The organism is Streptomyces sp. NPDC048352, from assembly GCF_040651895.1.
In the GTDB taxonomy this organism is placed as follows: domain Bacteria; phylum Actinomycetota; class Actinomycetes; order Streptomycetales; family Streptomycetaceae; genus Streptomyces.
The window spans coordinates 45,562-70,958 of the sequence record NZ_JBEZKZ010000017.1 but is presented as its reverse complement, the minus strand read 5'-3'; the positions used below and the strand labels follow the sequence as shown (position 1 = coordinate 70,958).

At 73.2% G+C, this 25,397-nt stretch carries 22 protein-coding genes and 1 pseudogene; 3 read left to right on the top strand and 20 right to left on the bottom strand.

Going from position 1 to position 25,397, the window contains the following annotated elements:
• Positions 1-3: 3 nt before the first annotated feature.
• From AB0D45_RS12180 to AB0D45_RS12150, 7 genes are all read right to left on the bottom strand, one after another.
• On the bottom strand, positions 4-1,806 hold the full coding sequence (locus tag AB0D45_RS12180) for a condensation domain-containing protein (RefSeq protein ID WP_362457556.1): 1,803 nt from the start codon (positions 1,804-1,806) through the stop codon (positions 4-6).
• Complete coding sequence (locus AB0D45_RS12175; RefSeq protein ID WP_362457554.1) at positions 1,803-2,771, bottom strand: aromatase/cyclase; 969 nt, start codon at positions 2,769-2,771, stop codon at positions 1,803-1,805. Before AB0D45_RS12175 ends, AB0D45_RS12180 begins: the two co-directional genes overlap by 4 nt.
• A 214-nt stretch (positions 2,772-2,985) precedes the next feature.
• On the bottom strand, positions 2,986-4,596 hold the full coding sequence (locus AB0D45_RS12170) for a class I adenylate-forming enzyme family protein (RefSeq protein ID WP_362457553.1): 1,611 nt from the start codon (positions 4,594-4,596) through the stop codon (positions 2,986-2,988).
• Positions 4,597-4,834: 238 nt separating this feature from the next.
• Positions 4,835-5,737: an MBL fold metallo-hydrolase gene (locus AB0D45_RS12165; RefSeq protein WP_362457616.1), complete on the bottom strand. Its 903-nt coding sequence runs from the start codon at positions 5,735-5,737 to the stop codon at positions 4,835-4,837.
• 23 nt (positions 5,738-5,760) lie between these two features.
• Complete coding sequence (locus AB0D45_RS12160) at positions 5,761-6,990, bottom strand: ketosynthase chain-length factor (protein WP_361599392.1); 1,230 nt, start codon at positions 6,988-6,990, stop codon at positions 5,761-5,763.
• A 38-nt stretch (positions 6,991-7,028) separates the two neighbouring features.
• Positions 7,029-8,300, bottom strand: a complete 1,272-nt coding sequence (locus tag AB0D45_RS12155; RefSeq protein WP_361599368.1) for a beta-ketoacyl-[acyl-carrier-protein] synthase family protein — start codon at positions 8,298-8,300, stop codon at positions 7,029-7,031.
• Positions 8,297-9,487 (bottom strand): DegT/DnrJ/EryC1/StrS family aminotransferase, encoded by a 1,191-nt coding sequence (locus AB0D45_RS12150; RefSeq protein ID WP_362457550.1) that lies wholly within the window; start codon positions 9,485-9,487, stop codon positions 8,297-8,299. The genes AB0D45_RS12155 and AB0D45_RS12150 overlap by 4 nt, the downstream gene beginning before the upstream one ends.
• A gap of 223 nt (positions 9,488-9,710) precedes the next feature.
• Here AB0D45_RS12150 and fabG point away from each other — a divergent pair, with 223 nt between their 5' ends.
• Genes fabG through AB0D45_RS12135 form a run of 3 tightly spaced genes read left to right on the top strand, consistent with a single transcriptional unit; the run spans position 9,711 to position 12,368 of the window.
• Positions 9,711-10,508 carry a 3-oxoacyl-ACP reductase FabG gene (gene fabG, locus AB0D45_RS12145; RefSeq protein WP_362457547.1) on the top strand — a complete coding sequence of 266 codons (798 nt, stop codon included), beginning with the start codon at positions 9,711-9,713 and terminating at the stop codon, positions 10,506-10,508.
• Positions 10,509-10,560: 52 nt separating this feature from the next.
• The gene (locus tag AB0D45_RS12140; protein ID WP_362457544.1) at positions 10,561-11,514 is read left to right on the top strand and encodes an aromatase/cyclase; all 954 of its coding nucleotides are present in this window, start codon (positions 10,561-10,563) and stop codon (positions 11,512-11,514) included.
• On the top strand, positions 11,511-12,368 hold the full coding sequence (locus tag AB0D45_RS12135) for an oxidoreductase (protein ID WP_361599356.1): 858 nt from the start codon (positions 11,511-11,513) through the stop codon (positions 12,366-12,368). Before AB0D45_RS12140 ends, AB0D45_RS12135 begins: the two co-directional genes overlap by 4 nt.
• Positions 12,369-12,388: 20 nt before the next feature.
• Here the strand turns inward: AB0D45_RS12135 and AB0D45_RS12130 are convergent.
• The 13 genes and pseudogenes from AB0D45_RS12130 to AB0D45_RS12070 all read right to left on the bottom strand — a co-directional run.
• A pseudogene (locus AB0D45_RS12130) lies at positions 12,389-12,538 on the bottom strand (methionine adenosyltransferase); the annotation flags it as partial.
• Positions 12,539-12,588: 50 nt separating this feature from the next.
• Positions 12,589-13,380, bottom strand: coding sequence for an AfsR/SARP family transcriptional regulator (locus AB0D45_RS12125; RefSeq protein WP_362457541.1), 792 nt, complete (start codon positions 13,378-13,380; stop codon positions 12,589-12,591).
• A gap of 239 nt (positions 13,381-13,619) precedes the next feature.
• A complete protein-coding gene (locus AB0D45_RS12120) occupies positions 13,620-17,468 on the bottom strand; it encodes an amino acid adenylation domain-containing protein (RefSeq protein ID WP_362457539.1) in 3,849 nt (1,282 codons plus the stop codon).
• 313 nt (positions 17,469-17,781) lie between these two features.
• The gene (locus AB0D45_RS12115; protein ID WP_361599389.1) at positions 17,782-18,723 is read right to left on the bottom strand and encodes a ribose-phosphate diphosphokinase; all 942 of its coding nucleotides are present in this window, start codon (positions 18,721-18,723) and stop codon (positions 17,782-17,784) included.
• Positions 18,724-18,737: 14 nt separating this feature from the next.
• Positions 18,738-19,820: an alkene reductase gene (locus AB0D45_RS12110; protein ID WP_362457536.1), complete on the bottom strand. Its 1,083-nt coding sequence runs from the start codon at positions 19,818-19,820 to the stop codon at positions 18,738-18,740.
• Between the two features lie 56 nt (positions 19,821-19,876).
• Positions 19,877-20,821 (bottom strand): pseudouridine-5'-phosphate glycosidase, encoded by a 945-nt coding sequence (locus tag AB0D45_RS12105; protein WP_361599344.1) that lies wholly within the window; start codon positions 20,819-20,821, stop codon positions 19,877-19,879.
• Between the two features lie 11 nt (positions 20,822-20,832).
• On the bottom strand, positions 20,833-21,066 hold the full coding sequence (locus AB0D45_RS12100) for a tautomerase family protein (protein ID WP_361599341.1): 234 nt from the start codon (positions 21,064-21,066) through the stop codon (positions 20,833-20,835).
• 145 nt (positions 21,067-21,211) lie between these two features.
• On the bottom strand, positions 21,212-22,129 hold the full coding sequence (locus AB0D45_RS12095; RefSeq protein WP_362457533.1) for an EamA family transporter: 918 nt from the start codon (positions 22,127-22,129) through the stop codon (positions 21,212-21,214).
• Positions 22,129-22,794 (bottom strand): uracil phosphoribosyltransferase, encoded by a 666-nt coding sequence (upp, locus tag AB0D45_RS12090; protein ID WP_361599335.1) that lies wholly within the window; start codon positions 22,792-22,794, stop codon positions 22,129-22,131. Before upp ends, AB0D45_RS12095 begins: the two co-directional genes overlap by 1 nt.
• A 98-nt stretch (positions 22,795-22,892) precedes the next feature.
• Positions 22,893-23,582, bottom strand: a complete 690-nt coding sequence (locus AB0D45_RS12085) for a phosphoribosylanthranilate isomerase (protein WP_361599332.1) — start codon at positions 23,580-23,582, stop codon at positions 22,893-22,895.
• A gap of 144 nt (positions 23,583-23,726) precedes the next feature.
• Positions 23,727-24,665, bottom strand: a complete 939-nt coding sequence (locus AB0D45_RS12080) for an alpha/beta fold hydrolase (protein ID WP_362457529.1) — start codon at positions 24,663-24,665, stop codon at positions 23,727-23,729.
• A 20-nt stretch (positions 24,666-24,685) separates the two neighbouring features.
• A complete protein-coding gene (locus AB0D45_RS12075; RefSeq protein ID WP_362457526.1) occupies positions 24,686-24,865 on the bottom strand; it encodes a hypothetical protein in 180 nt (59 codons plus the stop codon).
• A gap of 7 nt (positions 24,866-24,872) precedes the next feature.
• Entirely contained in the window at positions 24,873-25,370 is a 498-nt protein-coding gene (locus AB0D45_RS12070; RefSeq protein WP_362457523.1) for a nuclear transport factor 2 family protein, read from the bottom strand.
• Between the last annotated feature and the right edge of the window lie 27 nt (positions 25,371-25,397).

Genomic DNA, 25,397 nt, shown 5'->3' with positions numbered 1-25,397 from the left:
CGGTCAGCCGAGGTTCGCGAGGGCCCGGGCGAGGGCCCGGTCCGATCCGGCGGCCAGCACCGGCGGGGTGCTCCAGCCGTACGCGCCGATCCGCCGGGCGACCTCGTGCGCGAGCTCCGCCGCGCCCGGGTGTCCGCCGAGCGCGACCGGTTCCCCGGCGGCCAGGGCGGGGGCCAGCGCGGCCAGGGCGGCCGCCGCGGTCGGGGCGGTGGTGACCAGCTCCGGTGCTCCGGGGTACCGGAGCGCGAACCGGTCGTAGCAGTCCTCGGCGGCGCCCGGCGGCGGGAGCAGGCAGACCCGGCCGGCCCCGGCCGCGGCGGCCGGGCGCAGGGTCCGCGCGGCCGGCACCGGGTCCGGGGCCACCCGGGGCAGCGGTGCCCCGTGCAGCGGTGTCAGCGCTTCGCCGACGGTCGTGCTCGGCCCGGCCTCGGACGGCAGGCGGCGCAGCAACAGGGCGGTCTGCCACAGCAGTTCGGCAGCGTCCCCGTCCGTGAACCGCGTCCGGTCGTGCACGGCGGTCAGCGTGAGCCCGCCGTCCCGGTCGTGCCGCGCCGAGACGGCGACGGGCACCCCGCTGCAGGCCCCGACCAGCTCTCCTTCCCCGTCCGGCAGACCCGGCTCCGGCGGTGGCTGCGGGTGGGGCCGGGTCCGGGGGCCGGACCCCGGCCACGGCGCCGCACCGGCCCGGCCTCCCCCCTCCGGCTGGAGGAAGGCCAGCACCGACTCCGTGACCGGGCTCCCGGGGGCCCACCCCCGGATCTGCCCGGCGGATACCCACTCGTACGCCGCGAGGTCCACCGCCCGGCCGCCGAGTTCCCCCAGCAGCTCCGCCACCGTGACGTCCGCGCGGACCTCCACCGCCACCGGCAGGGCGTTCCCGAGCGGTCCCGGCAGCTCCCCGGCCCCCTCCAGCGGGATCCCCCGCCCGGAGACGGCCGCCGAGAAGGCCACCGGCACGGCCGCCCCGCCCGGCCCGCCGCCCCCCGCCCGGTACAGCAGCAGCGCCCACACCGCGTGCAGCGCGGTGCTCTCGGCGGCGCCGAGCAGCGCGGCCCACGCGCGCAGCCGGCCGGCCTCCGCCGGGGTGAGCCGCTGGCGGGTGCGGCCGTGCCCGCGCTGGTGGGTGGGCCCCCGGTCCAGGGCGGGCAGGGTCACGCTCCCGGCGGGCGGCGCGGCCCGCGACCAGTAGGCCCGGGCGGGGGCGAGGTCCCGGCTGCCGACCCACTGGAGGTGGTCGCGCAGGTCGGGCCGCCGCTCCCCGCCCCGGGGCCGGCCGTCGGCGGCGTAGGCGCGGTGGAAGGAGCGCACCAGGTGGCCGGCGCCGACCCGGTCGAGCAGCGCGCGGTGGTAGGTGAGCAGCACCCGCGTGCCGCCGTCCGCCTCGTCGAGCAGGGCGATCCGCAGCGGCCCGGGCCGCGTCAGGTCGAACTCGCGCTTCCGCTCGGCGGCGAGGAGCGCGTCCCAGGCCTCGGGCCCGGCGCCGTCCGGCCGGTGGCGGGTGATCCGCGGGGCGGCGTACGGGTGCACGGCGAAGCCCGGCCGGGCTCCCGGAGCGGGCTCCGCGAGCCCGGTGCGCAGGACGGCCTCCTGGTCGGTGACGGTCTGCCAGGCGCGGGCGAACCGCTCGAGGTCGAGCGGCCCCGGCCGGCGCCAGTGCAGCTGCTCGGCGTGCAGGCCCCGGCCGGGGTGGGTGAGGCCGTCGAGCAGGACGTCGAGCTGGAGGGGCGCCGCGGGGAGGGTCCGCGGCCGGGGGGCGGCGGCCCGGGCGGCGGACAGCGGCGGGCGGTCGCCGGGGGCCGGGCTCATCGCCCCGGGATCAGGGTGCGGACGGCCGTTTCCGCGTGCCGCCGGGCGAGGTGCAGGACGCGGGTGCTCGCGCCGCCGAGGGCGCGGCGTACGTGGTCACGGGCCTGGGCGAGGTCGGCGCCGGGGCCGAGGACGGGCTCGATGTCCTCCTCGCGGAGCAGGACCTGGTGGCTGGCGACGGCGGTGACCCCGCTCTCGTCGGGGTTGACCGCCCACTCCCCGGTGTGGGCGGCCAGCAGCCGGGGGGTGCGGGTCTGCTTGAAGACGATCCGGCCGGCGTGCGGGAAGCAGACCCGGACCGACTCGGTGGTCTCGGCGCGGCCGTCGGCGCCGAGGGTGTCGGCGCTGAGCAGCTGGACGCCCTGGCGGTCCTCGACCACGTCGGCCCGGGTGATCTCGGGGAGGTGGACGGGCCAGTCACCGGCGCGGTAGAGGAAGTCGTAGACGAGCTCGGAGGGGCCGTGGACGCGGACCGAGTCCTCGAAGGTCAGCAGCAGGCCGTCGAGCTTCGCCCACAGCTCCGCGGTCTCCTTCAGCTGGTCGAGTTCGGCGCGGCTGTTGGTGTCGGTGGCCCGGGTGAGCCATTCGGCGCCGGCCGGGTCGTCGCCGCGGACCGCGAACCGGTGCAGCAGGGTCAGCCGGGAGCGGGCGGCGCCCAGTTCCTCGACGGTCCACCGGCCGCCCATGGAGGTGGCCGGGGGCGCCGGCACCTCCTGGTGGAAGTCGATGGTCCGCCGGCGGGGGTCCAGGGAGCGCTGGGAGACCCAGGAGGTGACCGTTCCGTTGGCGGTGGCCCACATGCCGAAGCGGTCCCTGGTCCCGTCGAAGTCCAGCCGCTCGACGTGGACGCTGGGCGGGACGAACAGCGGCCACTGGGTGGTGTCCGCGATCAGCGCGTAGACCACGCCCGCGGGGGCGGCGACGTCCACCGAGTACGACGTGTGCTGCACACGCTCATCCGACATCGGATCACACCTCTCTCAACCTCGCTCCCGACCATCGCGGGCGGCGGCGGAGGAGCACTCGAAGGGGCCTGGACCCCGGCTGCACCGGTCGTCCACGGGCCCTCGCGAGGAGGCCCGCCCGGTCGTCCGCGCGCCCGCGCGAGGACGGCCCGCCCGGTCGCCTGCCCCGGGACGCCGGGCTCAGACCCCGCGCGGTCCCCGGCTCGAGCGCCGCTCAGGCGCCCGCCTCGGCCGCCGCCCGCCGGCGCAGGCCGCGGCGCAGCGAGCGCCGCTCCGGCTTGCCCGTGGGCGAGCGCGGGACGGCGTCGAGGACCTCGACCCGCCTGATCTGCTCGTGCGGCGCCAGCCGGGCGTTGGCGCCCTCCACGATCGAGTCGAGTACGTCGAGCAGTCCGGGGGCGGTCGGGTCGGCGAGGACGATGCCGAGCCAGACGACGGCTCCGTGGACGGGGTCGGGCCAGCCCACGACCACGCAGTCCTCGACCCGGGGGTCGGCGGCGACGACGGCTTCGACGGCGGTGGGCGAGACGAGTTCGCTGTCGTACGAGAAGACGTCGTCGAGGCGGTCGACGAGGAACAGCTGCCCGTCCGGGCCGGTCCGGCCGACGTCCCCGGTGGAGAACCAGCCGCCCTCCGCCACGGGCGGTCCCCCCTCCCCCAGGTAGCCGGCCATCAGCTGCGGCCCGCGCACCTGCACCTCACCGGTCTCCCCCGGACCCAGCGGCACCCCCGTCCCCGGGTCCACGACACGGCACTCCGTACCGGGCACCGGCGCCCCCACCGAACCGGTGCCGGTCACGCCGTCGGGCCGCTGGGAGTGGGTGAGGGGGGAGAGCTCGGCCATGCCGTAGCCCTGGAGGACCGGTACCCCGAGCCGCTCGCCCAGCAGCCGGGCGTCTGCCGGGGCGAGCGCGCTGCCGCCGGAGAGGACCACGGTCAGCCGCCCGGGCCGGCCGGGGAGGGGGTCCGGCAGGCCGGCGCCCGCCGGGCCCTCGGCGAAGCGCAGGTCGGCGGCGAGCTGGTGCAGGCGGGCGGGCAGGGTGTAGAGGTGCGTCGCCCCGGTGCGGTCGGCCAGGTCGAGGGCGGCGGCCGGGCGGGGGCAGGGGCACAGCACCTGGCAGGCGCCCGCGTACACGGCCGAGTTGAGGTGCATCGGCTGGTAGAGCGGCAGGTGGTTCAGGGTCACCGCGTCGGCGTCCAGCCGGTGGGCGGCGGCCGTCTGCGCCGCGTTCGCGACGAGGTTGCGGTGGGTGAGCCGCACCCCTTTGGGCCGGCCCGTGGTGCCCGTCGTGAACTGCACGCAGGCTTCCGTGTCCGGGTCGAAGGCCGCGCGGGGGCGGGGCGGCGCGGGCGGCGCGCTGTCCAGGGCGACGGACAGCGGCAGGGCGTCGCAGGGGACGATCCCGTCGGGTGCGTCGGTGACGACGACCGCGCGCAGCAGGGGCAGCCGGTCCGCCATCTTGACCAGTTGTTCGGCGGTGGCGGTGGGCACGAAGGCGGTCTCGACCGCGGCGTCCTCGCAGACGTGGCGCAGCCCGGCCGCCCTGACCAGCGGGTTGAGGAGGACGACGGTGTTCCCGCTGCGCAGGGTGCCGTAGTAGGCGGCGGCGAAGTCCTCGTCGAGGGTGTTCGCGACGCCGACGCGGGCCCCGCGCCGTCCCAGGGCGTGTTCCAGGTAGGCGGCGAAGCGGTCGGCGCGGGCGTCGAGTTCCGCGAAGGTCCGCAGGCCGTGGGCGGTACGGACCGCGCAGGCGGCGGGGTCGCGCCGCGCGGCCAGCCGCAGCAGCCCGTCGACGGGCAGTTCCGGGTATCTGAAGATCGGCACGGTGCTGTCCTCCTGATCGGGCTGATCCCGGCCCATCAGGGTCCTCATCCCCGGTTGAGGCCCCTTGGAAGGGCACTGGATCCGTCCGCACCGACCGCCCGCCCGCGCCGCCCGACCGTTAACGCCGTTAACGCCGCCACCCCTCAGGACGGCAGAGACCGTTAACGCCGTTAACGCCGCCAACCCGCAGAACGGCAGGGACCGTTAACGCCGTTAACGCCGTCAACGGCCTGCCCGTTCAGGCGGAGCAGGCGGGCAGGCCGCCGTGGAAGGCGACCATCTCGCGGAACATCCCCTCGACGTCGAGCGGCCGGCCCGGCGGCGCTCCCGCCGCTTCCGCGTAGGCGCGGTGCAGGTTGGGGACCAGGCGCTCGCTGTCGAGGAGCTCCGCGTAGGGCCCGAGGTCCGCCTCGTGCGCGGTCTCCAGCGGGGTCAGTCCGGCCGCGATGCCCTCGGCGGCCAGCCGCTGCACGTGGCGCAGGTACCCGGCGGTGGTGTCGAGGAGCTCGGGGCCGCCGACCGGGCCGTGCCCGGCGACGACGGTGCGCGGGCCGAGGGCGCGCAGCGCCTCGATGGCGGCGAGCGAGCCGGCGACCGAGCCGGACAGGCAGAACGGTGTGGCTCCGGACATCACGACGTCCCCGGTGAACAGGACCCGCTGTTCGGGCAGCCACACCACGGTGTCGCCGGCGGTGTGCGCGGCGGTGCCCGGGTGCAGCAGCTCGGCCCGGGTGTCCCCCACGGCCAGGGTGAGCGCGTCGCGGAAGGTCAGCCCGGGCAGCTCCACGCGGACCTCACCCCAGGGGACGTCCGGCCACAGTCCGGTCAGGTGCAGTCCGGCGAGGGCCATCTCCTCCCGGGTCCCCTCGTGCGCGACGACCAGCGCCCGGTCGGCGAAGAACCGGTTGCCGAAGGTGTGGTCGCCGTGCGCGTGGGTGTTGACCACGAAGCGCGGGGCCTCGGGGGTGACCCGTGCGACGGCCTCCTTCAGCGCCCTCGCCCGCGCCTCGGTGGCGGCCGTGTCGATCAGCGCGGGCCCGCCGCCCGCGCCGCGGCCGCCGGTGACCAGGCCCGCGTTGTTGAGGCACCAGCCGCCGTCCGGCTGGACGTACGCGTACACGTGCTCGGCCACCTCCCGCATCCGGGGGGCCGCGGCGGGGCCGGTCACCGGCCCCGGACCACCAGGGCCGCGTTGAAGCCGCCCCGGCCGCGCGCGAGGACCAGGGCCGTGCGCATCCGCCCGGGCGTACGGACCTCGGTCACCAGGTCGATCGGGCAGTCCCCGGCGGGCGGCCCGGTGTGGACGGTCGGCGGGATCACCCCGTCCCGCAGGGAGAGCAGGGCGGCGGCCAGGTCGAGGGAGGAGCCGCCCGCGGCGAGCCGGCCCGTCATGGTCTTGGGGGCGGTCACCGGGACCGCGTACTCCCCGAAGAGGTCCGCGATGGCCCGGGCCTCGTCCCGGTCGGCGGCACGGCGGCCGGCCGCGTCGGCGAAGACGACGTCGACGTCGGCGGGGGCGAGCCCGGCCTCGCGCAGGGCCAGCGCGGCGGCGTCGCCGAGGCGCGGGGCGCCGCCGGAGCCGGGCGGCGGGTCGAAGGTGGCGGCGTACCCGGCGACCGAGCCGTACACGTCGGCGCCCCGCTCCCGGGCGGCGGCCGCGTCCTCCAGGACGAGCAGCGCACCGCCCTCGCCGACCACGTGCCCGCCGGCGTCGGCGGAGAAGGGCAGGTAGGCGCGGGCCGGGTCCTCGACGGTGCTCAGCTCGCCGGTGGCCAGGTGGGCGGCCCAGCCCCAGGGGCAGAGCGAGGAGTCCATGCCGCCGGTGACGACCAGCCGGATGCCCTTGCGGATCTGGCGGCGGGCCTGGGCGACCGCGTCGAGCCCGCCGGCCTGCTCGCTGACGAGCACGCTGTTGGGGCCGCGCATGCCGTTCCGGATGGAGATCTGGCCGCTGTTGACGGCGTAGAACCAGGCGAAGGACTGGTACGCGCTGACGTACTGGCCGCCCTTGCTCCACAGGGCCTGGAGCTCGCGCTGGCCGAACTCGTAGCCGCCCGCGGAGCTGGCGGTGATCACGCCCGCCGCGTAGTCGGGCAGCTGGGCCGGGTCCACGCCGGCGTCGGCGAGCGCCTCGTCGGCCGCGGTGAGGGCGAGCCGGGTCACCTGGTCGGTCTGCGGCAGCAGCCGGCCGGGCAGGTGCTCGGCGGCGTCGAAGCCGGGGACCTCGCCGGCGAGCCCGACGGGGTACGGGGAGGCGTCGAAGCGGGTGAGGGGGCGGATGCCGTTCTCGCCGCGCAGGACGGCGGCCCACCAGGCCCCGGTGCCCAGGCCGTTGGGGGCGGCGACGCCGATTCCGGTGACGACCGGGTCGGCGGAGGCCGCCCCGGCCGACATGGCGGGAGCGGGGGCGGGCGCGGTGACGGTGTCGGTGGTCATGCGGCATCTCCCAGACGCGGGCGGGTCAGGATCATGGCGCTCTGGAAGCCGCCGAAGCCGCTGCCGACGCTGAGCACGGCGTCGGTGCGGTGCTCGCGGGCGGTCAGCGGGATGTAGTCCAGGTCGCAGCTCGGGTCGGGGGTGCGCAGGTTCGCGGTCGGGGGGACCGTGTTGTGCTCGATGGCCAGGGCGCTCGCGGCCACCTCCAGGGAGCCGATGGCGCCCAGGGAGTGGCCGATCATCGACTTGATGGAGCTGACCGGGACCTCGTAGGCGCGCTGTCCGAGGGCGCGCTTGAAGGCGGCGGTCTCGTGCCGGTCGTTCTGCTTGGTGCCGGAGCCGTGGGCGTTGACGTAGTCGACGGCGCCGGGGTCGAGGCGGGCCTCGTCGAGGGCGACGGTGATGGCCTCGGCCATCTCGCGGCCCTCGGCGCGCAGTCCGGTCATGTGGTAGGCGTTGCCGCGGCTGGCGAAGCCGGCGATCTCCGCGTACACGTGGGCGCCGCGGCGCCGGGCGCTCTCCAGCTCCTCCAGGACGAGGACGGCCGAGCCCTCGCCGAGGACGAACCCGTTGCGGGTGGCGTCGAAGGGCCGGGAGGCGGTCGCTGGGTCGTCGTTGCTCGGCGAGGTGGCCTTGATGGCGTCGAAGCAGGCGACGGTGATCGGGGAGATGGGGGCCTCGGTGGCGCCGGTGACCATCACGTCGGCGCTGCCCTCGCGGATCAGCTCCACGGCGTGGCCGATGGAGTCCAGTCCGGAGGTGCAGCCGGTGGAGACCATGGAGACGGGCCCCTGGGCGCCGACCCGCCAGGCCACCTCGGCCGCCATCGAGCTGGGCACGAAGTAGTCGAACAGGTGCGGCACGGCGAGGGTGTGGTCGACCTCCCAGGTGGAGCCGCCCTTGCTCACCGCGTTGTACTCGGTGTCCAGGCCGGTGGTGCAGCCCACCGCGCTGCCCAGGGTGACACCGGTGCGCGCCGGGTCCAGGGCCGCCGTGTCGAGGCCGCTGTCGCGCACCGCCTCGTCGGCGCTGACCAGCGCGAACTGCGCGGCCCGGTCCAGGCGGGCCGCGTCCTCGGGGGTGAAGCCGTGGGCGAGCGGGTCGAAGTCCACCTCGGCCGCGATGCGGGAGCGGAAGCCCGTGGCGTCGAAGAGGCTGATGGCACGGGTCGCGGTCCGGCCGGAGGTGAGCCGGGCCCAGTACTCCCCGGTGCCCACTCCCCCGGGTGCGACCACGCCGATCCCGGTGATGACGACGCGTCGGTTCATGGGGTGTCCTTCACGGTGAGTCCTTCTTCTGTGCTGGCTTCGGCGAGCCGCGACCGGACCGCGCGGCGCAGGGAGCCGATGACGGCGGCCACGTCCTCGTCGCTGAGGCCGGGGTGCAGGGGCAGGCGCACGGTGCGGTCGACGGCCCAGTCGCAGGCGGGGAGCCGGGCCGCCGGGGCGTCCTCGGCGGGGTCCTGGACCCGGACCCGGTGCAGGGGGGCGTAGTGGGAGGTGGTGTAGATCTCCTCGGCAAGCAGGTCGGCGACGACCTTGTCCTTGATGGCGGGGTCCAGCTGCACCCAGTACAGGCAGTGGGTGGTGTCCTGGCCCTCGGGCAGCGGCGGGGGCGTCAGCAGCCCCTCGGTCCCGGCCAGCTCCCGGTCGTAGCGCTCGGCGATCCGGGTGCGCCGCTCCACCATCTCGGGGAGGCGGCGCAGCTGTACGTGGCCGATGGCGGCGGTCAGGTCGTTGCCGACGATGCCGCGCCCGTACTCGGGCAGGTCGGGCTCGCCCCCGCCGGCGGGGGTGGTGTGGCCGAAGCTGGTGGCCCGTACGAGGCCGCGGTGCGCGAGGAGCCTGGTCCGGGCGGCGCGCTCGGGGTCCTTGGCGTACACCATGCCGCCGTCGCCGGTGACGATGACCCGGCCGGGGTCGAAGCTCCAGACGGCGAGGTCGCCGAAGGTGCCGGCGGGCACGCCGTCGACGCGGGAGGCCACCGAGCAGGCGCCGTCTTCGATGAGCAGGACGCCCAGTTCGCGGCAGCGCGCGGCGATGCGGACGACGTCGCCGGTGCGGCCGCCGTAGTGCAGCAGCAGGACGGCCCGGGTGCGCTCGGTGAGGGCGGCCTCGATGTCCTCCAGGGCCGGGTTGAGCGTGCGGCGGTCGACGTCGCAGAAGACGGGGCGGCCGCCGCGGGCGGCGATGGCCTCGGCGGTGGGGGGCAGGCCGATGGACGGCAGCACGACCTCGTCGCCGTCCTGGAGGCCGAGGGTCTCGAAGGCCAGGTGCAGGGCGGAGGTGCCGGAGCTGGTGAAGACGACGTGGTCGGCGGGGATGCCCAGGTGTTCGGCGAAGGCCGCCTCGAAGGCCCTGGTCCGCCGTCCGCTGCCGAGCCGCCGGTCGTGGAACACCCCGGCGACCGCATCGAGTTCCTCCGCTCCGACCTGGGGCTGAAACAGGTTGATCATGGTCGCCTCTCACGTGCGGGTGTCCGTCCGAGCTTGTGGACGGCCGCTCGACGCCCGATGGAGGCCCGGTGGTCCCCGTACCGGCGGACCGCCGTCCGGGGCAGGTGGCGGCGCTGCGCCGACGGGCTGGCCCGGCCCGGTCCGAGAGCCCTTCGAGCACCCCTCCACCGAGGTGGCGGAGTCTCCGCGTGCGTCACCCGTCGAAAACCGCCGAGGAGTTCACATGCCGGACCAGGACCAGGACCAGACCAAGCGTGTTGCCGTTGTCACGGGCGCGACCAGCGGTATCGGCCTGGAAGTGGCCCGCACCCTGGCCTCCTCGGGGCACCGCGTCTTCATCGGCGCCCGCGACGCGGACAACGTCGCCCGGACGGTGAAGGAGCTCACCGCCGAGGGCCTCGAGGTCGACGGCGCGAGCGTGGACGTCCGCAGCGGGGAGGGCGTACGGGCCTGGATCGAGGCCGCCGTGCAGCGGTTCGGCACCCTCGACGTGGTGGTCAACAACGCCGGCCGGTCGGGCGGCGGCGTCACCGCCGACATCGCCGACGAGCTGTGGAACGACGTCATCGAGACCAACCTCACCAGTGTCTTCCGGGTCACCCGCGAGGCCCTGAACACCGGCGGCCTGCGCGCCAAGAACCGCGGCCGCATCATCAACATCGCCTCCACCGCGGGCAAGCAGGGCGTGGTCCTGGGCGCCCCCTACTCCGCGTCCAAGCACGGCGTGGTCGGCTTCACCAAGGCGCTGGGCAACGAGCTCGCCCCGACCGGCATCACCGTCAACGCCGTCTGCCCCGGCTACGTCGAGACCCCGATGGCCGAGCGCGTCCGCCAGGGCTATGCGGCCGCGTACGACACCACCGAGGAGGCCGTGCTGGAGAAGTTCCAGGCCAAGATCCCCCTCGGCCGCTACTCCACGCCGCAGGAGGTCGCCGGGCTCGTGGGCTACCTGGCCTCCGACACGGCCGCCTCGATCACCTCCCAGGCCCTCAACGTCTGCGGCGGCCTCGGGAACTTCTGAGTCCCCCGTCCCGCGCGTCCCCTCACGACCCCCGAACCCGAGGAGCAAGACCATGCCGCAGCAGGGCCTGCGCGAAGTGGAGCACGAGATCACCGTCTCGGCCCCGGCCGCCGCCGTGTACCGGTTGATCGCCGAGGTCCGGAACTGGCCGCGGATCTTCCCCCCGACCCTCTACGTGGACCACGTCCCGCAGGGCGGCAACGAGGAGCGCATCCAGATCTGGGCGATCGCCAACGGCGAGCCCAAGAACTGGACCTCGCGGCGCACCCTGGACCCGGAGCGGCTCACCATCACCTTCCGCCAGGAGATCCCCGCGCCGCCGGTCGCCGCCATGGGCGGCACCTGGATCATCGAGCCGGTGTCGCGGTCCGAGTCCCGGGTGCGGCTGCTGCACGACTACCGGGCGGTGGGCGACGACCCGGCGAGCCTGCTGTGGATAGACCAGGCCGTCGACCGCAACTCGCGCTCGGAGCTCGCCGCGCTCAAGGCGAACGTCGAGCACGCCCACGCCACCGAGGACCTCACCTTCTCCTTCGAGGACACGGTGCGCGTCGACGGCTCCGCCAAGGACGTCTTCGACTTCGTCAACGAGGCGGACCGGTGGCCCGAGCGGCTGCCGCACGTGGCGGTCGTACGCCTCACCGAGGACACCCCGGGCCTCCAGGAGCTGGAGATGGACACCCGCGCCAAGGACGGCTCGGTCCACACCACCAGGTCCTACCGGGTGACCTTCCCGCACGAGAAGATCGCCTACAAGCAGACGACCCTGCCGGCGCTGATGAGCCTGCACACCGGTTACTGGACCTTCGCCGAGGACGGGGAGGGCGGCGTCCTCGCCTCCTCCCAGCACACCGTCACCCTCAACACCGACAACATCGCCCGGGTGCTGGGCCCCGGGGCCACGGTCGAGGACGCCAAGGAGTACGTGCGGACCGCCCTCAGCACCAACAGCACCGCCACCCTCCACCACGCCAAGGCCTTCGCCGAGCAGCGGGCCCGCGCATGACCGAGGGGACGCCTCGGGTCTGGCTGGTCACGGGCGCCTCGCGGGGCCTGGGGCGGGCCGTCGCCGAGGTCGTCCTCGAGTCGGGTGACACGGTCGTCGCCACGGCCCGCCGCGCCGAAACGCTCGACGGCCTCGTCCGGCGCTTCGGCGACCGGGTCCTGCCGATGGCCCTGGACGTCACCGACCGCTCGGCGGTGTTCGCCACCGTGGCCGAGGCCGGCGAGCGGGCCGGGCGCATCGACGTCCTGCTGAACAACGCGGGCTACGGGCTGGCCGGGGCCGTCGAGGAGGTCGACGAGCGGCAGGTGCGCGACCAGTTCGAGGTGAACTTCTTCGGCGCGCTGTGGATGTCGCAGGCCGTGCTGCCGCTGATGCGCCGCCAGGGCAGCGGCCACCTGCTCCAGATGTCCAGCATCGCGGGCGTGACCACCTACCCGAACCTGGGCGTGTACTGCGCCAGCAAATGGGCCCTGGAGGCGGTCGGGGAGACCCTGGCCCAGGAGGTCGCGGGCTTCGGCATCAAGGTCACCCTGGTGGAGGCCGGCGAGTTCCGCACCGACTGGAGCGGGGGTTCGATGGTGCGGGCCGCGCCGATGCCCGCGTACGACTCCGTCCTCGCGCAGCGCCGGCACGGCCTGTCGGGGGCCTTCGCGCACCTCCAGCCCGGGGACCCGCGCCGGGCCGGCGTGGCGCTGCTGCGCCTGCTCGAGGCGGAGGAGCCGCCGCTGCGCGTGCTGCTGGGCGCCGGCGCGGCCGACCGGGCCCCGGCCGTCCTGCGCGAGCGCCTCGCCGCCTGGGAGGAGTGGGACCCGCTGGCCCGGACGACGGACTTCCCGCCGCGGCCCGGGCCGTGACCCCTACAGGCCGCCAGCCCCATCAGCCCCTGGTCGCCCGCGCCCTGCCGGTCGAGCTCGTCACCCTCCCCCTCGACGCGCTGCTCGTAGGCGGTGTCCACGCCCTGCGCGATGTCCGGGGACTGCGCCCCGATGGACACCGACACACCGCAGGAGGCGCCGTCGATGCCCGCTCGACCGGCGTGTGCACCGGCCCGGCGGGAGCCCGGCCGGCAGGTCCTCAGACCGCGGCGCGCTCCGCGGCCGGCTCCCGGCGGGAGGCCGGGCTGAGCAGGCCCACGTGGAGCTGTCTGAGCTCCGGGGACGGCTCCAGGCCCAGTTCGTCCGCGAGGAGGCGCCGGACCTTCTGGTAGGCCTGCAGGGCCTCCGCACGGCGGCCGGCGGCACCGAGCGCCGCGATGAGCCGGCTGTGGAACCACTCGTTGAGCGGGTAGTCGTTGATGAGCTTGCGCAGCTCGGGGATGGACTCGCGGTACCGGCCGAGGCGCCCCTGCGCCTCGATGCGGGTCTCGAAGGCCCTGATGCGCAGCTCCTCGAGGTGCACGACGTGCCCGGCGAGGACGTCGCCGGCCGGGAAGTTCGACAGGGCCGGCCCGCGCCACAGGTCGAGTGCCTGGCGGACGGTGCGCAGGGCCCGGGCCGGCTCGTCCTCGGCGAGTTCGTGGCGGGCGCGGGTGACGAGCCGCTCGAAGACCCGGATGTCGACCTGGGATTCGTCGACCTGCATCGCGTAGCCGGGCGGGCTGGTGACGATCAGGCAGCGGTCGGCCGGCGCCAGCCGCTCCTGCGTGAACATCCGGCGGGCGTGGTAGACGTACGTCTGGAGCGTGGTGACGGCGCTGCGCGGCGGGGTCTCGCCCCACAGCTCCCGGATGAGGGCCTCGGCCGTGACGATCTCCCCGGGCCGGGTGAGCAGCAGTGCGAGCGTCTGGCACACCTTCGGCGTTCCGGGCTGGTAGGTCCTGCCGTCGTCGGTGACGATTTCAAAGGGGCCGATGAGATTGAATCGCATGGAAGATGACTCCTCATCAGCGGAATTCGGCGACAACGGCGGGCGCCCGCCACGACCGAAAGTCTCTTGCGCGCCGAATGGGCACGTCAACCGGCGGTACGTCAGAACGCGGTCAATCTCCGTCAGAATTGAGCCGCCTCCTGGCCGGTTCTTCCCCCGCCGTCCGGGGAAAGCGAAAAGACGGCCGTCCCGCCGGATTTCTCCGGCGGGACGGCCGTCGTCATTCGACCGGCTTTCCGTTACTCACCGAGCAGGTAGCGGATGTGCTTGACCAGCTCGCCGATGTCCTCGCGCAGCAGGCTGTAGTGGTCGGCGTCGAGGTCGATGACCGTCGGCGGCTCGGCCGAGTAGCCGCTGCTGTTCTCGAGGAACGAGTAGTCGTCGCCCTCGGCCTTGAAGATGCTGATCGGCGCCTGGAGGGTGCGCTCGGCCAGCTCGCGGAACGAGTACTCGAATTCGTAGGTCTGGCCCACGACCGAGATGATCCGCTTGGCGAGGTCCACGTCGATGCCCTTGAGCTCGCTGATGAACTCGGCGAAGGACGCCTCGTCCGTCACGGTCTCCAGGCACTTCTCCAGGTCGGGGCCGGAGATGGTGCCGGTGAACACCGAGAAGAGGATCGTCGTGTAGGCGCGGTTGGCGAAGGAGGCCTCACGGCCCCACACCTTGCCGTTCTCGGCGCGCACCTTCGGCGAACCCGGGGCGATCAGGAAGAGGTTCTCCACCTTCTCGCCCGCCTGCTCCAGCTGGAAGGCGGTCTCGAAGGCCACGCGGGCGCCGAAGGAGTAGCCCCACAGGGTGTAGGGGCCGACGGGCTGGAGTTCCTTGATGGCCTCGATGTCCGCCTTGGCCATCTCGACGATGGTCTCGTACGGGGTCTCGCCCTCGTTGATGCCGTACGACTGGACGCCGTAGAACGAGCGGCCGAGACCGATCTCGCCGGCCAGCGTGCGCAGGTTCATCGGGTAGCCGCCCAGGCCCGGCCAGCACAGCACCGGCTTCTGCTTGCCGGTCTCCGCGTGCAGGCGCACCAGGCGCGAGGACTCCTGGGCGACCTCGCGCTCCAGGCGGCGGGCGAGCTTCTCGACGGTCGGGGACTCCAGGACCGTCTGGAGCGGCAGGGAGACGCCCAGGCGCGAGTTGAGCTCGCGGATGAGGCCGACGGCGATCAGCGAGTTGCCGCCCGACTCGAAGAAGTCGTCCTGGACCGAGACGTTCTCGCGGCGCAGGGCCTTGCCCCAGACCTCCGCGATCTCCTTCTCGGTCTCGGTGCGCGGGGCGACGAAGGGACGCTCCACCAGCTCGGCGTTGACCTGGTCGGAGACGGCCAGCGCCTTCACGTCGATCTTGCCGTTGGCGGACAGCGGCAGCCGCTCGAAGACCACGACCCGGTTGGGGATCATGTAGTCCGGCAGGAAGCTGACGAGGTCGTCGCGGATCAGCTCCGCGGGACCGCGCATGTGGACGCTGTCCTCGCGCATGCCCTCGTGGCCGAGCTGCTCGTCGCTGATGCGGCCGCCGACGAAGAAGTACGACGGGCCGGTCTCCACGCCGTTCGCCTGGAGGACGGAGTCGATCCGGCGCGAGGCCGGCAGCGGGTTGCCGGTCTTGGAGCTGTAGCCGGAGGACATGAAGCCCAGGTTCAGGCCGTTCATCATCAGGTGCTGGAGCTTCTTGCCGAGGGTGACGTAGTGCATCCACTCCTCGGGGGCGCGGCTGATCACGCTGATGCCGAAGCTCGAGGCCTGGTACACCGACTGGTTGATCGCGATGACGTGCTTCTTGAGGACGACCTCGTCCGCGAAGCGGGTCAGCTTGCCGTCGGCGTAGCGGTACTGGCCCTCGGGGAGGTTCGCGACCTTGCCGCCGTGCGTCTGGACGTAGACCTCGGCGTGGTCCTCGCGCTCGCCCGCGTGCGGGACCAGCTCGAAGGTGCCCAGGTAGTAGTCCTCGTCGGCGACGTCCAGCAGGTCGCGGACCGCGGGCTCGAAGGCCAGGTCGCGGATGTCGAGGCCGTAGGAGGGCAGGATCTGCTCGAAGAGGCCGACGATGTGGCCGGTCTCGATCTCCAGCACTTCCTGGATGTTGTTCTTGTAGACCGGCTCGATGCCGCTCTTCTTGCCGATGAAGTGGACGTGCGCGGTCGGCTTGCCGGTGGCGGCCTTCTCGCTGATCAGCACGAGCTGGTGGCGGACCGGCTGGTAGTAGTAGTAGCCGGGCTGCAGGCCGCCGACGCCCTCCAGCTCGAAGTACATCTGCGTCGCGTACAGGGCGCCCGGCGAGGCGTAGCCGTACTTGGGGAGCAGCCGCTCCTCGCTGACGTACTGGCCGAACCAGCGCAGGATCTGGCCCAGCTCGGAGGGCGCCAGGTCGGCCGCCTTGCGCGAGTAGGCCGCGGTGACCTTGGCTCCGAGCAGCCCCAGCAGGTCGGCCTCGGTGACCGCGCCGCCCTCGTAGAAGCGGTAGGTCTTGCGGGCGAAGACCCGGGCGCGCTGCTCGGGGGTGGGCTCGGCGCCCTCCAGGTCGAAGGCCGGGCGGGCCGCCAGCTCGGTGTCGTCGCGCAGGCCCGGGTTGGAGAGCTGCGCCTTGACCTGGAGCTTGCTCTTCTTCGACGCGTGGTGGGAGCCGTGGTTGCCCTGGTCCATCAGGGCGGCTTCCTTCTCGCTCAGCTCGACGCAGGCGATCAGGTTCTGGAAGCCGGTGCGGCCGTCGTTCTTGACGATGACGGCGGCGTTGCGGACCCAGTCGTGGTTCTCGATCGCCAGGGATATCTCGTCCAGCTCGACGCGGTAGCCGCGCAGCTTGACCTGGTTGTCGGCGCGGCCGGCGAACTGCACGGTGCCGTCCGGGTTCCACTGGCCGAGGTCGCCCGTCTTGTACAGGCGGGTGGGCGCGGCGCCCTCCTCGAGCTGGATCTCCACGAAGCGGTCGGCGGTCAGGTCGGGGCGGTGCAGGTAGCCGCGCGCCAGCTGGACGCCGCCGATGTACAGCTCGCCGATCTCGCCGACGCCGACCGGCTTGAGGTCCTCCCTGCCGAGGATGTGGTAGGTGGTGCCGTGCACCGGGGCGCCGATGGAGATGGACTGCGGTCCCTCGTCCAGCTCGGCCGGGTCGACCACGAACGAGGAGGAGTTGATGGTGCACTCCGTCGGCCCGTAGACGTTGATCAGGGCGCGGCCCGGCATCTCCTGCGTGGTCTGGATCGCCAGCAGGCGGGAGAGGGCCTCACCGCCGCTGAAGATCTGCTGGAGCGAGACGCACTCCTGGAACTTCTCGGTGTCGAGCAGGCCCTGGAGCAGGGTCGGGACGCACTGGAGGGTGGTCACGCCGTGCTTGACGATGGTCTCGATGAGGCCCTCGGGGTCGGCGTAGACGCCCGGGGCGCCCATGACGACGGTGGCGCCGTTGGCCGGGGAGAGGATCTCCCACTGGGCGGCGTCGAAGCTCATCGGGGTCTTCTGCAGGATGACCTTGCTGCGGTCGATCCCGTAGGTCTCCCGCAGCCAGCCGAGCTGGCTGACGATACTGCTGTGCTCGATCATCACGCCCTTGGGCTTGCCCGTGCTGCCCGAGGTGTAGATGACGTACGCGAGGGTGTCCGGGCGGGCGCCCTCGACGGCGGGCAGCTCGTGGCCCTCGGGGAGGACGAACGCCTCGGAGTCGCGCAGGGTGACGACCGTGACGTCCTGCGGGGCCAGCTCGCGCAGGCGGGACACGAGGCGCTGCTGCGCCAGGATGATCTTCGCCTGGCTGTTCTCGATCATGTAGCGGAGCCGGTCCTCGGGGTACTCCGGGGACAGCGGCAGGTAGGCGGCGCCGGCGCCCAGGATGCCCCACGCACCGACCATCAGGTCGATGGACGGCTCAACGAAGAGGCCGACGCAGTCGTCCGCGGAGACACCGAGGTGTCTCAGGTACTCGGCCAGGGCCGCGCTCCGGGAAGCCAGCTCACGGAAGGTGAGCTTCTCCTCCCGGTAGGCGACGGCGATCGCCTCGGGGTGCTCGGCCACACGCTGGGCGAGCAGGCCGGGCAACGTGTGGGTGCCGCGCAGGGTGGGCTCGAGCACGCTGGTCTCCTGAAGAGTCATTTCCCGCTTCCTTACGTTCCGTTGTGGAGCAGCGGGCGCGGTCGAGCGCCCCCGCGACCGGGTTCCGGCGTGCCGGCGTGCCCGGTGTGAACGAACGCCTCACCGCGAGCGTGGGGGTGGTGTCCGCTCGGGTCGGACACCGCGGAAGCGGTGGGGCGTCAGTGGCCGAGGCGACTGCTCGGCCGGAAGAACCGAAGAACTGAGGGGCGCAAGGGCAATGCCTCACCACCCGGTAAGACCGGAACGGCGCGGTGCGTGCGGCCGCCTCCCCCTACGGACGGACGGGCCCCCGTCGGCCCGTCCGTCCGGGCGATCACCGGCTCCGCAGGAGCCGGGTTACTGATCCGTTCTCGAACACCTCGCGTGAGGCACCCGCGATGAGCGGGGCGATCGACAGGACGGTGACCTTGTCGATGCCCAGTGCCGCGGGCACCGGCAGGGTGTCCGTGAAGACGAACTCGCTGACGCGCGAGTTCTTCAGGCGGTCCGCCGCGGGGCCGGAGAGCACCCCGTGCGTGGCCGCCACGATGACGTCCCGAGCGCCCTGGGCGAACAGGGCGTCGGCGGCGGCACAGATCGTGCCGCCGGTGTCGATCATGTCGTCGACCAGGACGCAGACCCGGTCGCGGACGTCACCGACCACCTCGTGGGCCGTGACCTGGTGGGCCACGTCCTTGTCGCGCCGCTTGTGGACGATGGCCAGCGGAGCGCCGAGGCGGTCGCACCAGCCGTCGGCCACGCGCACGCGGCCGGCGTCGGGCGACACGACGGTGAGGGCGTCGCGGTCCACCTTGGAGCCGATGTGGTCCGCGAGGACCGGCATGGCGAACAGGTGGTCCACGGGACCGTCGAAGAAGCCCTGGATCTGGTCGGCGTGCAGGTCGACCGTCAGGATCCGGTCCGCGCCGGCGGTCTTGAGCAGGTCCGCCACCAGGCGGGCCGAGATGGGTTCCCGGCCGCTGTGCTTGCGGTCCTGGCGCGCGTATCCGTAGAACGGCAGGATCACCGTGATGCTGCGGGCCGAGGCCCGCTTCAACGCGTCGATCATGATGAGCTGTTCCATGATCGACTTGTTGATCGGCGCCGTGTGGCTCTGGACCACGAAGCAGTCCGCGCCGCGCACGGAGGCGTGGTAGCGGACGTAGATCTCGCCGTTGGCGAAGTCGATCGCCTTCGTCGGGACCAGCGTCGTGCCCAGTTCGGCCGCGATTGCCTCGGCCAGCTCGGGGTGTGCGCGCCCCGAGAAGAGCAGCATCTGTCCGGAGTCGCTCACGCGGCGCCGGCCTCCTCGAGCGTCGGGTAGTCGGTGTAGCCGGTGTGGTCGCCGCCGTACCACGTGCTCTCGTCGGCCTGGGCCAGCGCGGCACCGGCGCGGATGCGCTCCGGCAGGTCCGGGTTGGCGATGAAGGCCGAGCCGAAGGCGACGGCGCAGGCGACGCCGGTCTCCAGGGCCTCGGTGGCGATCTCGGCGGAGACGGCGACGCCGTTCTCCGGGTGCGGGCAGAGGATGATCGTGCCGGTCCACTGCGCGCGCAGGGCCGCGATGTGGTCGCGGTTGCCGCCCTCGAGGATGTGCAGGAAGGCGACCGGCGGCAGGGCCGCGACGAGCGCCTCGTAGAGGGCGCGGGTGTCGCCCTCCACGATGTCGTTGTACGGGTTCGACGGCGAGATGCGCACGCCGACGCGGTCGGCGCCGATGCGCTCGGAGACCGCCTCGACCACCTCGATCGCGAAGCGGACGCGGTTCTCGATCGAGCCGCCGTACTGGTCGGTGCGCTGGTTGGTGTTCTCCGCCAGGAACTGGTGGAGCAGGAAGCCGTTGCCCGCGTGGATCTCGACGCCGTCGAAGCCGGCCTCGATGGCGAGTTCGGCGGAGTCCGCGAACTCCTTGACGATGCCGGCGATCTCCTCGACCGTCAGGGCGCGCGGCTGCGGGTAGTCCAGCGGGCCCTGGGGGCCGTAGGCCTGGCCGGCCGCGGTCACGGCGGACGGGGCGACCGACTGGTGGCCGCTCGGGTACAGCGAGGGGTGGCCGATGCGGCCGCAGTGCATGAGCTGCGCGGCGATCAGGCCGCCCTTGGCGTGCACGGCCTCGGTGACCGGCTTCCAGGACGCGGCCTGCTCCTGCGTGTGCAGGCCGGGGCTGTTGCCGAAGCCCTGGCCGGTCACCGACGGCTGGATGCCCTCGGTGATGATCAGGCCGGCGCCCGCGCGCTGGCCGTAGTAGGTGGCCATCAGGTCGGTGGCCAGCCCCTCGGCGGTGGCCCGGTTGCGGGACATGGGAGCCATGACCACTCGGTTGCTCAGGGCCAGCTTCCCCAGAGTGACCGGCTCGAACAGCTTCTCGGACATGTGTGTCTCTCCAGACTGAGGTCAACGCGTGGTGGTGCGGTGGTGGTTCGGGGGGCTCAGCGGCCCGCGAGTTCCGCGAGGTGCTCGGAGTGGGCGACGGCCAGGCGGCCGGCCGCTTCGGCGCAGGAGGCGAGGACCGCCATGTTGGCCTTGGCCGAACGGCCGTCGGTCGCGGCGTCGACGGCCCGCATCAGGTACTTGGTGATGGCCTGGCCCGAGACCCCGTCACGGGTGGCCTCGGCGACGGCGGCACGGATGGCCGTGTCCACCTCGGCGGAGTCGATGGCGTCCTCTTCCCGGACCGGGGTGGTGATCAGGAAGGAGCTGTTGTTGCCGAGGGCCCAGTGGGCCTCGACGGCGCGGGCGATGGCCCGCTCGTCGTCCAGGCGGTGGGGCGCCCGGTGTCCGCTCGTACGGCAGTAGAAGGCGGGGAAGTCGTCCGAGCGGTAGGCGACGACGGGGACGCACTGCGTCTCCAGGTACTCCAGCGTCAGGCCGAGGTCGAGGATCATCTTCGCGCCCGCGCAGACGACGGCGACCTTGGAACGGGTGAACTGGATCAGGTCCGAGGACACGTCCCAGGTCTCCTGCGCCCCCCGGTGCACGCCGCCGATGCCGGCGGACGAGAAGAACGGGATCCCCGCGAGCTCGGCCGCCACGACCGAGGAGGCCACGGTGGTGGCGCCCGGGCCGCCCTGCGCCAGCACGACGGGCAGGTCGCGGCTGGACACCTTCGGGATGCCCGGCAGGGAGGCGAAGCGCTCGATGTCGGAGTCCGACATGCCGACGCGGATCGCGCCGGCCTCGATGCAGATCGTCGCGGGCACCGCGCCGCCGGCCCGTACGGCGTCCTCCACCTTGCGGGCGGTGGCGGCGTTGTCCGGGTAGGGCAGGCCGTGCGTGATGACGTTGCTCTCGAGGGCGACGACGGCCGCGCCGTCGTGGAGGGCCTCGCGGACCTCCTCCGTGTAGACGACGGGGATGCCGCTGCTTGCGCTCATCGGGATGTCTCTCAACTCTCGTTCAAGTAGCCGGGCCGCCGTACCAGCTGGTCCGGGCGGGCCGCGATCTCGGCGAGGACCTGGGTGTCCCAGTCCTCCGGTGTGACCGGCTCCAGGGAGATCGAGACGGTGTCCTCGCCGGTGGCGAAGGTCCGCGTCACGGCGGCGGTGACCGCCTCGTCGATCGCCCTCAGCTGCTCGGCCGTGAAGTCCCTCGGGTAGTGCCTGACGTGTACGTGGGGCACGGGCTCGGTCCTTTCACGGTGCGGAAGTTCGGGTGGGTGGGCGGCACACCGCGGACGGGGGAGGCCGCGGTGTGCCACCACCGCTCCCCGCCCTGCTCCCGGGGGGCAGGGCCGGGCGGGGAGGCGTGGGCGGGACTCCGTCGTGTTACGCCTTGACGGATTCCCGCGGGGTCTCCTGGACCGGCTCGGGCTCGGGCTGCTTGCGGCCCGGCCGCGGCTGGGCCACCACCACCGCCGCGACGACCGTCAGCGCTCCGACGATCTGGAGCGGCGAGAGCGACTGGCCGAGGACGAAGTAGCCGAGCAGGGTGGCCGCCAGGGGCGAGGCGAAGCTCAGGAACGACACGGCCAGCGCGGGCAGCCGGGCCACACCGCGGAACCAGATCGCGTAGGCGAACAGGGCCCCGATGATGCCGAGGTAGGCGAAGCCCCAGAGGTTCTTGGCGGTGATCTCGCCCGGCAGGCCCTCGCCGATCAGCGCGACCGGGAGCAGGACCAGGCCGCCGACGGTGAGCTGCCAGCCCGTGAAGGGCAGCAGGCCCACGCCTTCGGGCCGGCCCCAGCGCTTGGTCAGCACGATGCCGGAGGCCATGCTGAGCGCGCCCAGCAGACCGGCGACGACACCGGTGGCGTTGAGCCCGGCGTTCGGCTGGAGGACCAGCAGGGCCACGCCGGCCGCGCCGAGGGCGCAGGCGACCAGGTGGATCCGCTTGATCTTCTCCTTCAGCAGCACCGCGCCGAGCAGCAGCACGATCATCGGCTGGATGGCCATCACCAGCGCCGCGACGCCGCCCGGCAGGTGGTAGGCGGCCACGAAGAGCAGGTAGAAGAAGGCGCCGATGTTCAGCACGCCGAGCACCAGGGCGCGCCACCACCAGATGCCCTTGGGCAGCGTCCGGCCGATGGCCACCAGGATCAGGCCGGCGGGCAGGGCGCGGAGCAGCGAGGCGAGCAGGGGCCGCCCCTCGGGCAGCAGCTCCGTGGTGACCAGGTACGTGGACCCCCAGATCGCCGGGGCGAGCGCGGTGAGCGCGGAGTCCGCGAGCGTACGGCTGCTCTTCATCAGGCCACTGCCGAATCGGTCGTGCCGAAGTAGCGGTCACCGAAGTCGCCGATACCCGGGATCATGAAGGCGTTGTCGTTGAGGCGCTCCTCGATGGAGGAGGTGACGATCCTGACCGCCGGATGCCTGGCGTGGACCGCCTCGATGCCCTCGGGCGCCGCGAGGAAGTTGACGAAGACGATGTTCTTCTCGCGGACCCCGGCCTCGAGGAGGACCTCGATGGCGGCGTTGGCGCTGCCGCCGGTGGCGAGCATCGGCTCCAGGAGGAGGACGTGCCGCTCGGCGATGTCCGCGGGGAAGTTCTTGTAGTAGAGGTGCGGGAGCTTGGTGGTCTTGTCCCGCTGGATCAGCAGCTTGCCGACGGTGACGTCGGGGATGACCTGACGCAGCTCGTCGAGCATCGAGTCACCGGCCCGGATCACGGGCACGGCGCACAGTTTGGGGCCGAACTTCAGACCGTCGTACGTCTCGCCGACCGGCGTGGTGGCCTCGTGCTTGTCGAAGGGCAGCTGGTCGAGCGCCGATTCGAGCAGGAGGCGGATGATGCGCCGGGAGTAGAACACGAAGTCCGCGCGGGAGGCCCCGCGGTCGCGGATGATCGTGTGCATGGCCCGCAGCTGGTTGGTCTGCGGCAGCGGGTGGACATTGTGGTGGCCGGTCGCCATGAGAAACCTGCTTCTCGTCGGTCGTGGAGACGGGCTGCGGCCGGACCCGGGGCGCGGAGGCGCCCCGGGGACCGCAACCGTGTGGTCGGGTGCCGAGGTCAGGAGGCGGCGATCTCGGCGAAGGCCTTGCGCGACTCGGAGACGAACTTCGCGACCTTGGCCCGGTCCTTGCGGCCGTCGGGGCCCTCGAGACCGGTGTGGGCGTCGACGGCGGCGGGCTTGACGAAGCGGATCGCGTCGGCGACGTTGTCCGCGTTCAGGCCGCCGGCCATCATCAGGGGCTTCGGCGAACGGCGCACGAGCTCGGCGCTGACGTTCCAGTCGTGCGTCAGACCGGTGGCGCCCTTGGCGCCGGTGGCCGGGTTGAAGGTGTCGGTGATGAACATGTCCACCACGTCGGAGACCTCGTCGACGAGCTGGAGCAGCTCCTCGGCGTTGTCCTCCTTCACCACCAGGCTCTTGAGGACGTACAGGTCGGGACGGTTGGCCTTGAGCTTGCGCAGCTGCTCCGGCTCGACGTCGCCGTGGAGCTGGACGGCCTTGACACCGAGCTGCGTGGTGAAGGCGCTGATCTCGTCGGCGTCCGTCATGTAGCTGATGAGGACGCCCTCCTGAGGAGACGCCAGGCCGGCGATGATCTCCGTGGCCGCGGCCTCGGAGATGTCGTCCTTGCCCGACGGGAGGCGGAGCGGGAAGCCGAACCAGTCGCAGCCTTCCTCGGCCAGCAGCTTGGCCTCCTCGGCGTCGATGATTCCGGCGACCTGCACCAGATCCTTCACGTCACTCATGTGTGTTCCTTTTCGGGATGAATCATATGAATCAAACAGATATCGGGAGACCGAGTCGACGTGTCCCGGTATGACGGATTTCGTTACACGTCACGGGATGCTCACCAAAAGCCTCGTTGGCGCCGATCCGTGGGTCAACGGGGTCTATGTCAGATCCGCGTCAACCTTCTTCAGGTCTCTGTCAGCACCCGTCGCGACCCGGCCAACGGCCGTGTCGCGGGCGAGCAGGCACTCCTCCAGGAAGGACAGGACCCTCAGGTGGTAGGTGCGGGCGGCCCAGCCCAGACTGATGTTGTGTCCAGCATGGGCCTGCCGGGCCACCTCCGGGGAGGCCCCCATCAGCGGAGTCAGCAGTTCCTCCAGCGCCTCGCCGTCGTGCCTCCACCACAGCTCCTGTTCGGCGAACGTGAAGCGCACGGGCACCCCCACTCCGGCCGCTACGGAGGGGTACATTTCCGGCCACCGCAGCGTCTCGCGCATCTCGACGGCGGGCACCGGCCGCAGCAGCCGCTGCCCGAGCCGGAAGGCGTCCGGGGGGTAGAACCGCAGCGCCCCCCAGTGCCGGCGCCACTCGCCGGGCAGGTCCGGGCCGGGCAGCCGCCAGGGCTCGACGAGGAAGCGCCGGCCCAGGCCCGAGAGGTCCACGCCGAGCGGTACGAGGCCGCCCCGGGCGGCGGCGGCCGCCGCGAGCGCGACCCTGCCGCCGCCCGAGTGGCCCACGAGGAGGACTCCGGCGCCCGGGTCGCGGTCGCGGACGAAGCCCTCCAGGGCCGCGAGCACCGCCGCGGTCTGCCCCTGGAGGTCCTGCCCCTCGGGCAGGACGGCGGCCGAGGCGCCGTACCCGGGCCGGTCCAGCGCGAGTACGGCGTAGCCGAGGCCGGCGCCGAGCTCCAGCAGCGACAGCCCGGGCCGGGCCCGGCTGTCGAAGTAGCCGGCGCTCATCCCCGAGCCGTGCAGGGCCACGACCAGGGCCCGGGGCACCGGCTGCGCGGGCAGGGCCAGCAGCCCGGAGAGCGGGATCCCGCCGGCGTCGAGCGTGACGGACCGGACCGGGGGCGCGCCGGGGGGCGGCTCAGGGGCCATGAGGGGGTTCTCCACGGGGGTCAGGAGGGCGGCCGGGCGGGCGGGGTGCGCCGCGCCCGGGTGACGGCCAGCGCCCAGGCGGCCCTGCGGCGCAGCAGCGTCGTCAGGGGCGGCAGGGGGTGCGGGCGCGAGGGGCGTACGAGGTCGCGTACGGGTCCCCGCGCGGGGACCCGGTAGCCGGCGATCCGCGCGGCGTTCATCCGGTTCTCACAGCCGGACTCCGGCGAGTTCGGGCAGGCGCACCCCGGCGTCCCACACGACGTGGAAGGCGACGTGGCTCAGCCGCCAGCCGTCCGGCGTGCGGACGGCGCGCGCCTCGCAGTACCCGCCGACCTCGAAGTGTGCGGCGGGCCGGTCGTCGCCATGGTGGACGTGGGTGGTGAGCTGCTGGGCCCGCAGGGTGGCCCGGTCCCCGTCGAGGACGACCTGGTGGTTGGAGCTGGAGTGGTGGGTGCGCGCCCACCGCTCCCGGGCCTCGCGCTGGAAGGCGGCGAAGGCCTCCACCCCCGCGCACACCCCGATCGGGAAGGCGAAGGTGGCGTCCTCGGTGAAGAGCGAGGCGTACCGGGACTCCTCCGGGCCGCTGCCGCCGTGGGTGTCGAGGGCGGTCACGTAGCGGTCGAACAGTTCGCGCAGTTCGGCGCGGTCGCGCAGGACCTGTATCTGCTCGCGCAGCGCCGCGATGTCGTCGTGGGTCGATGGCATGGCCTCTCCAGTTGGCGGACTTCGGGC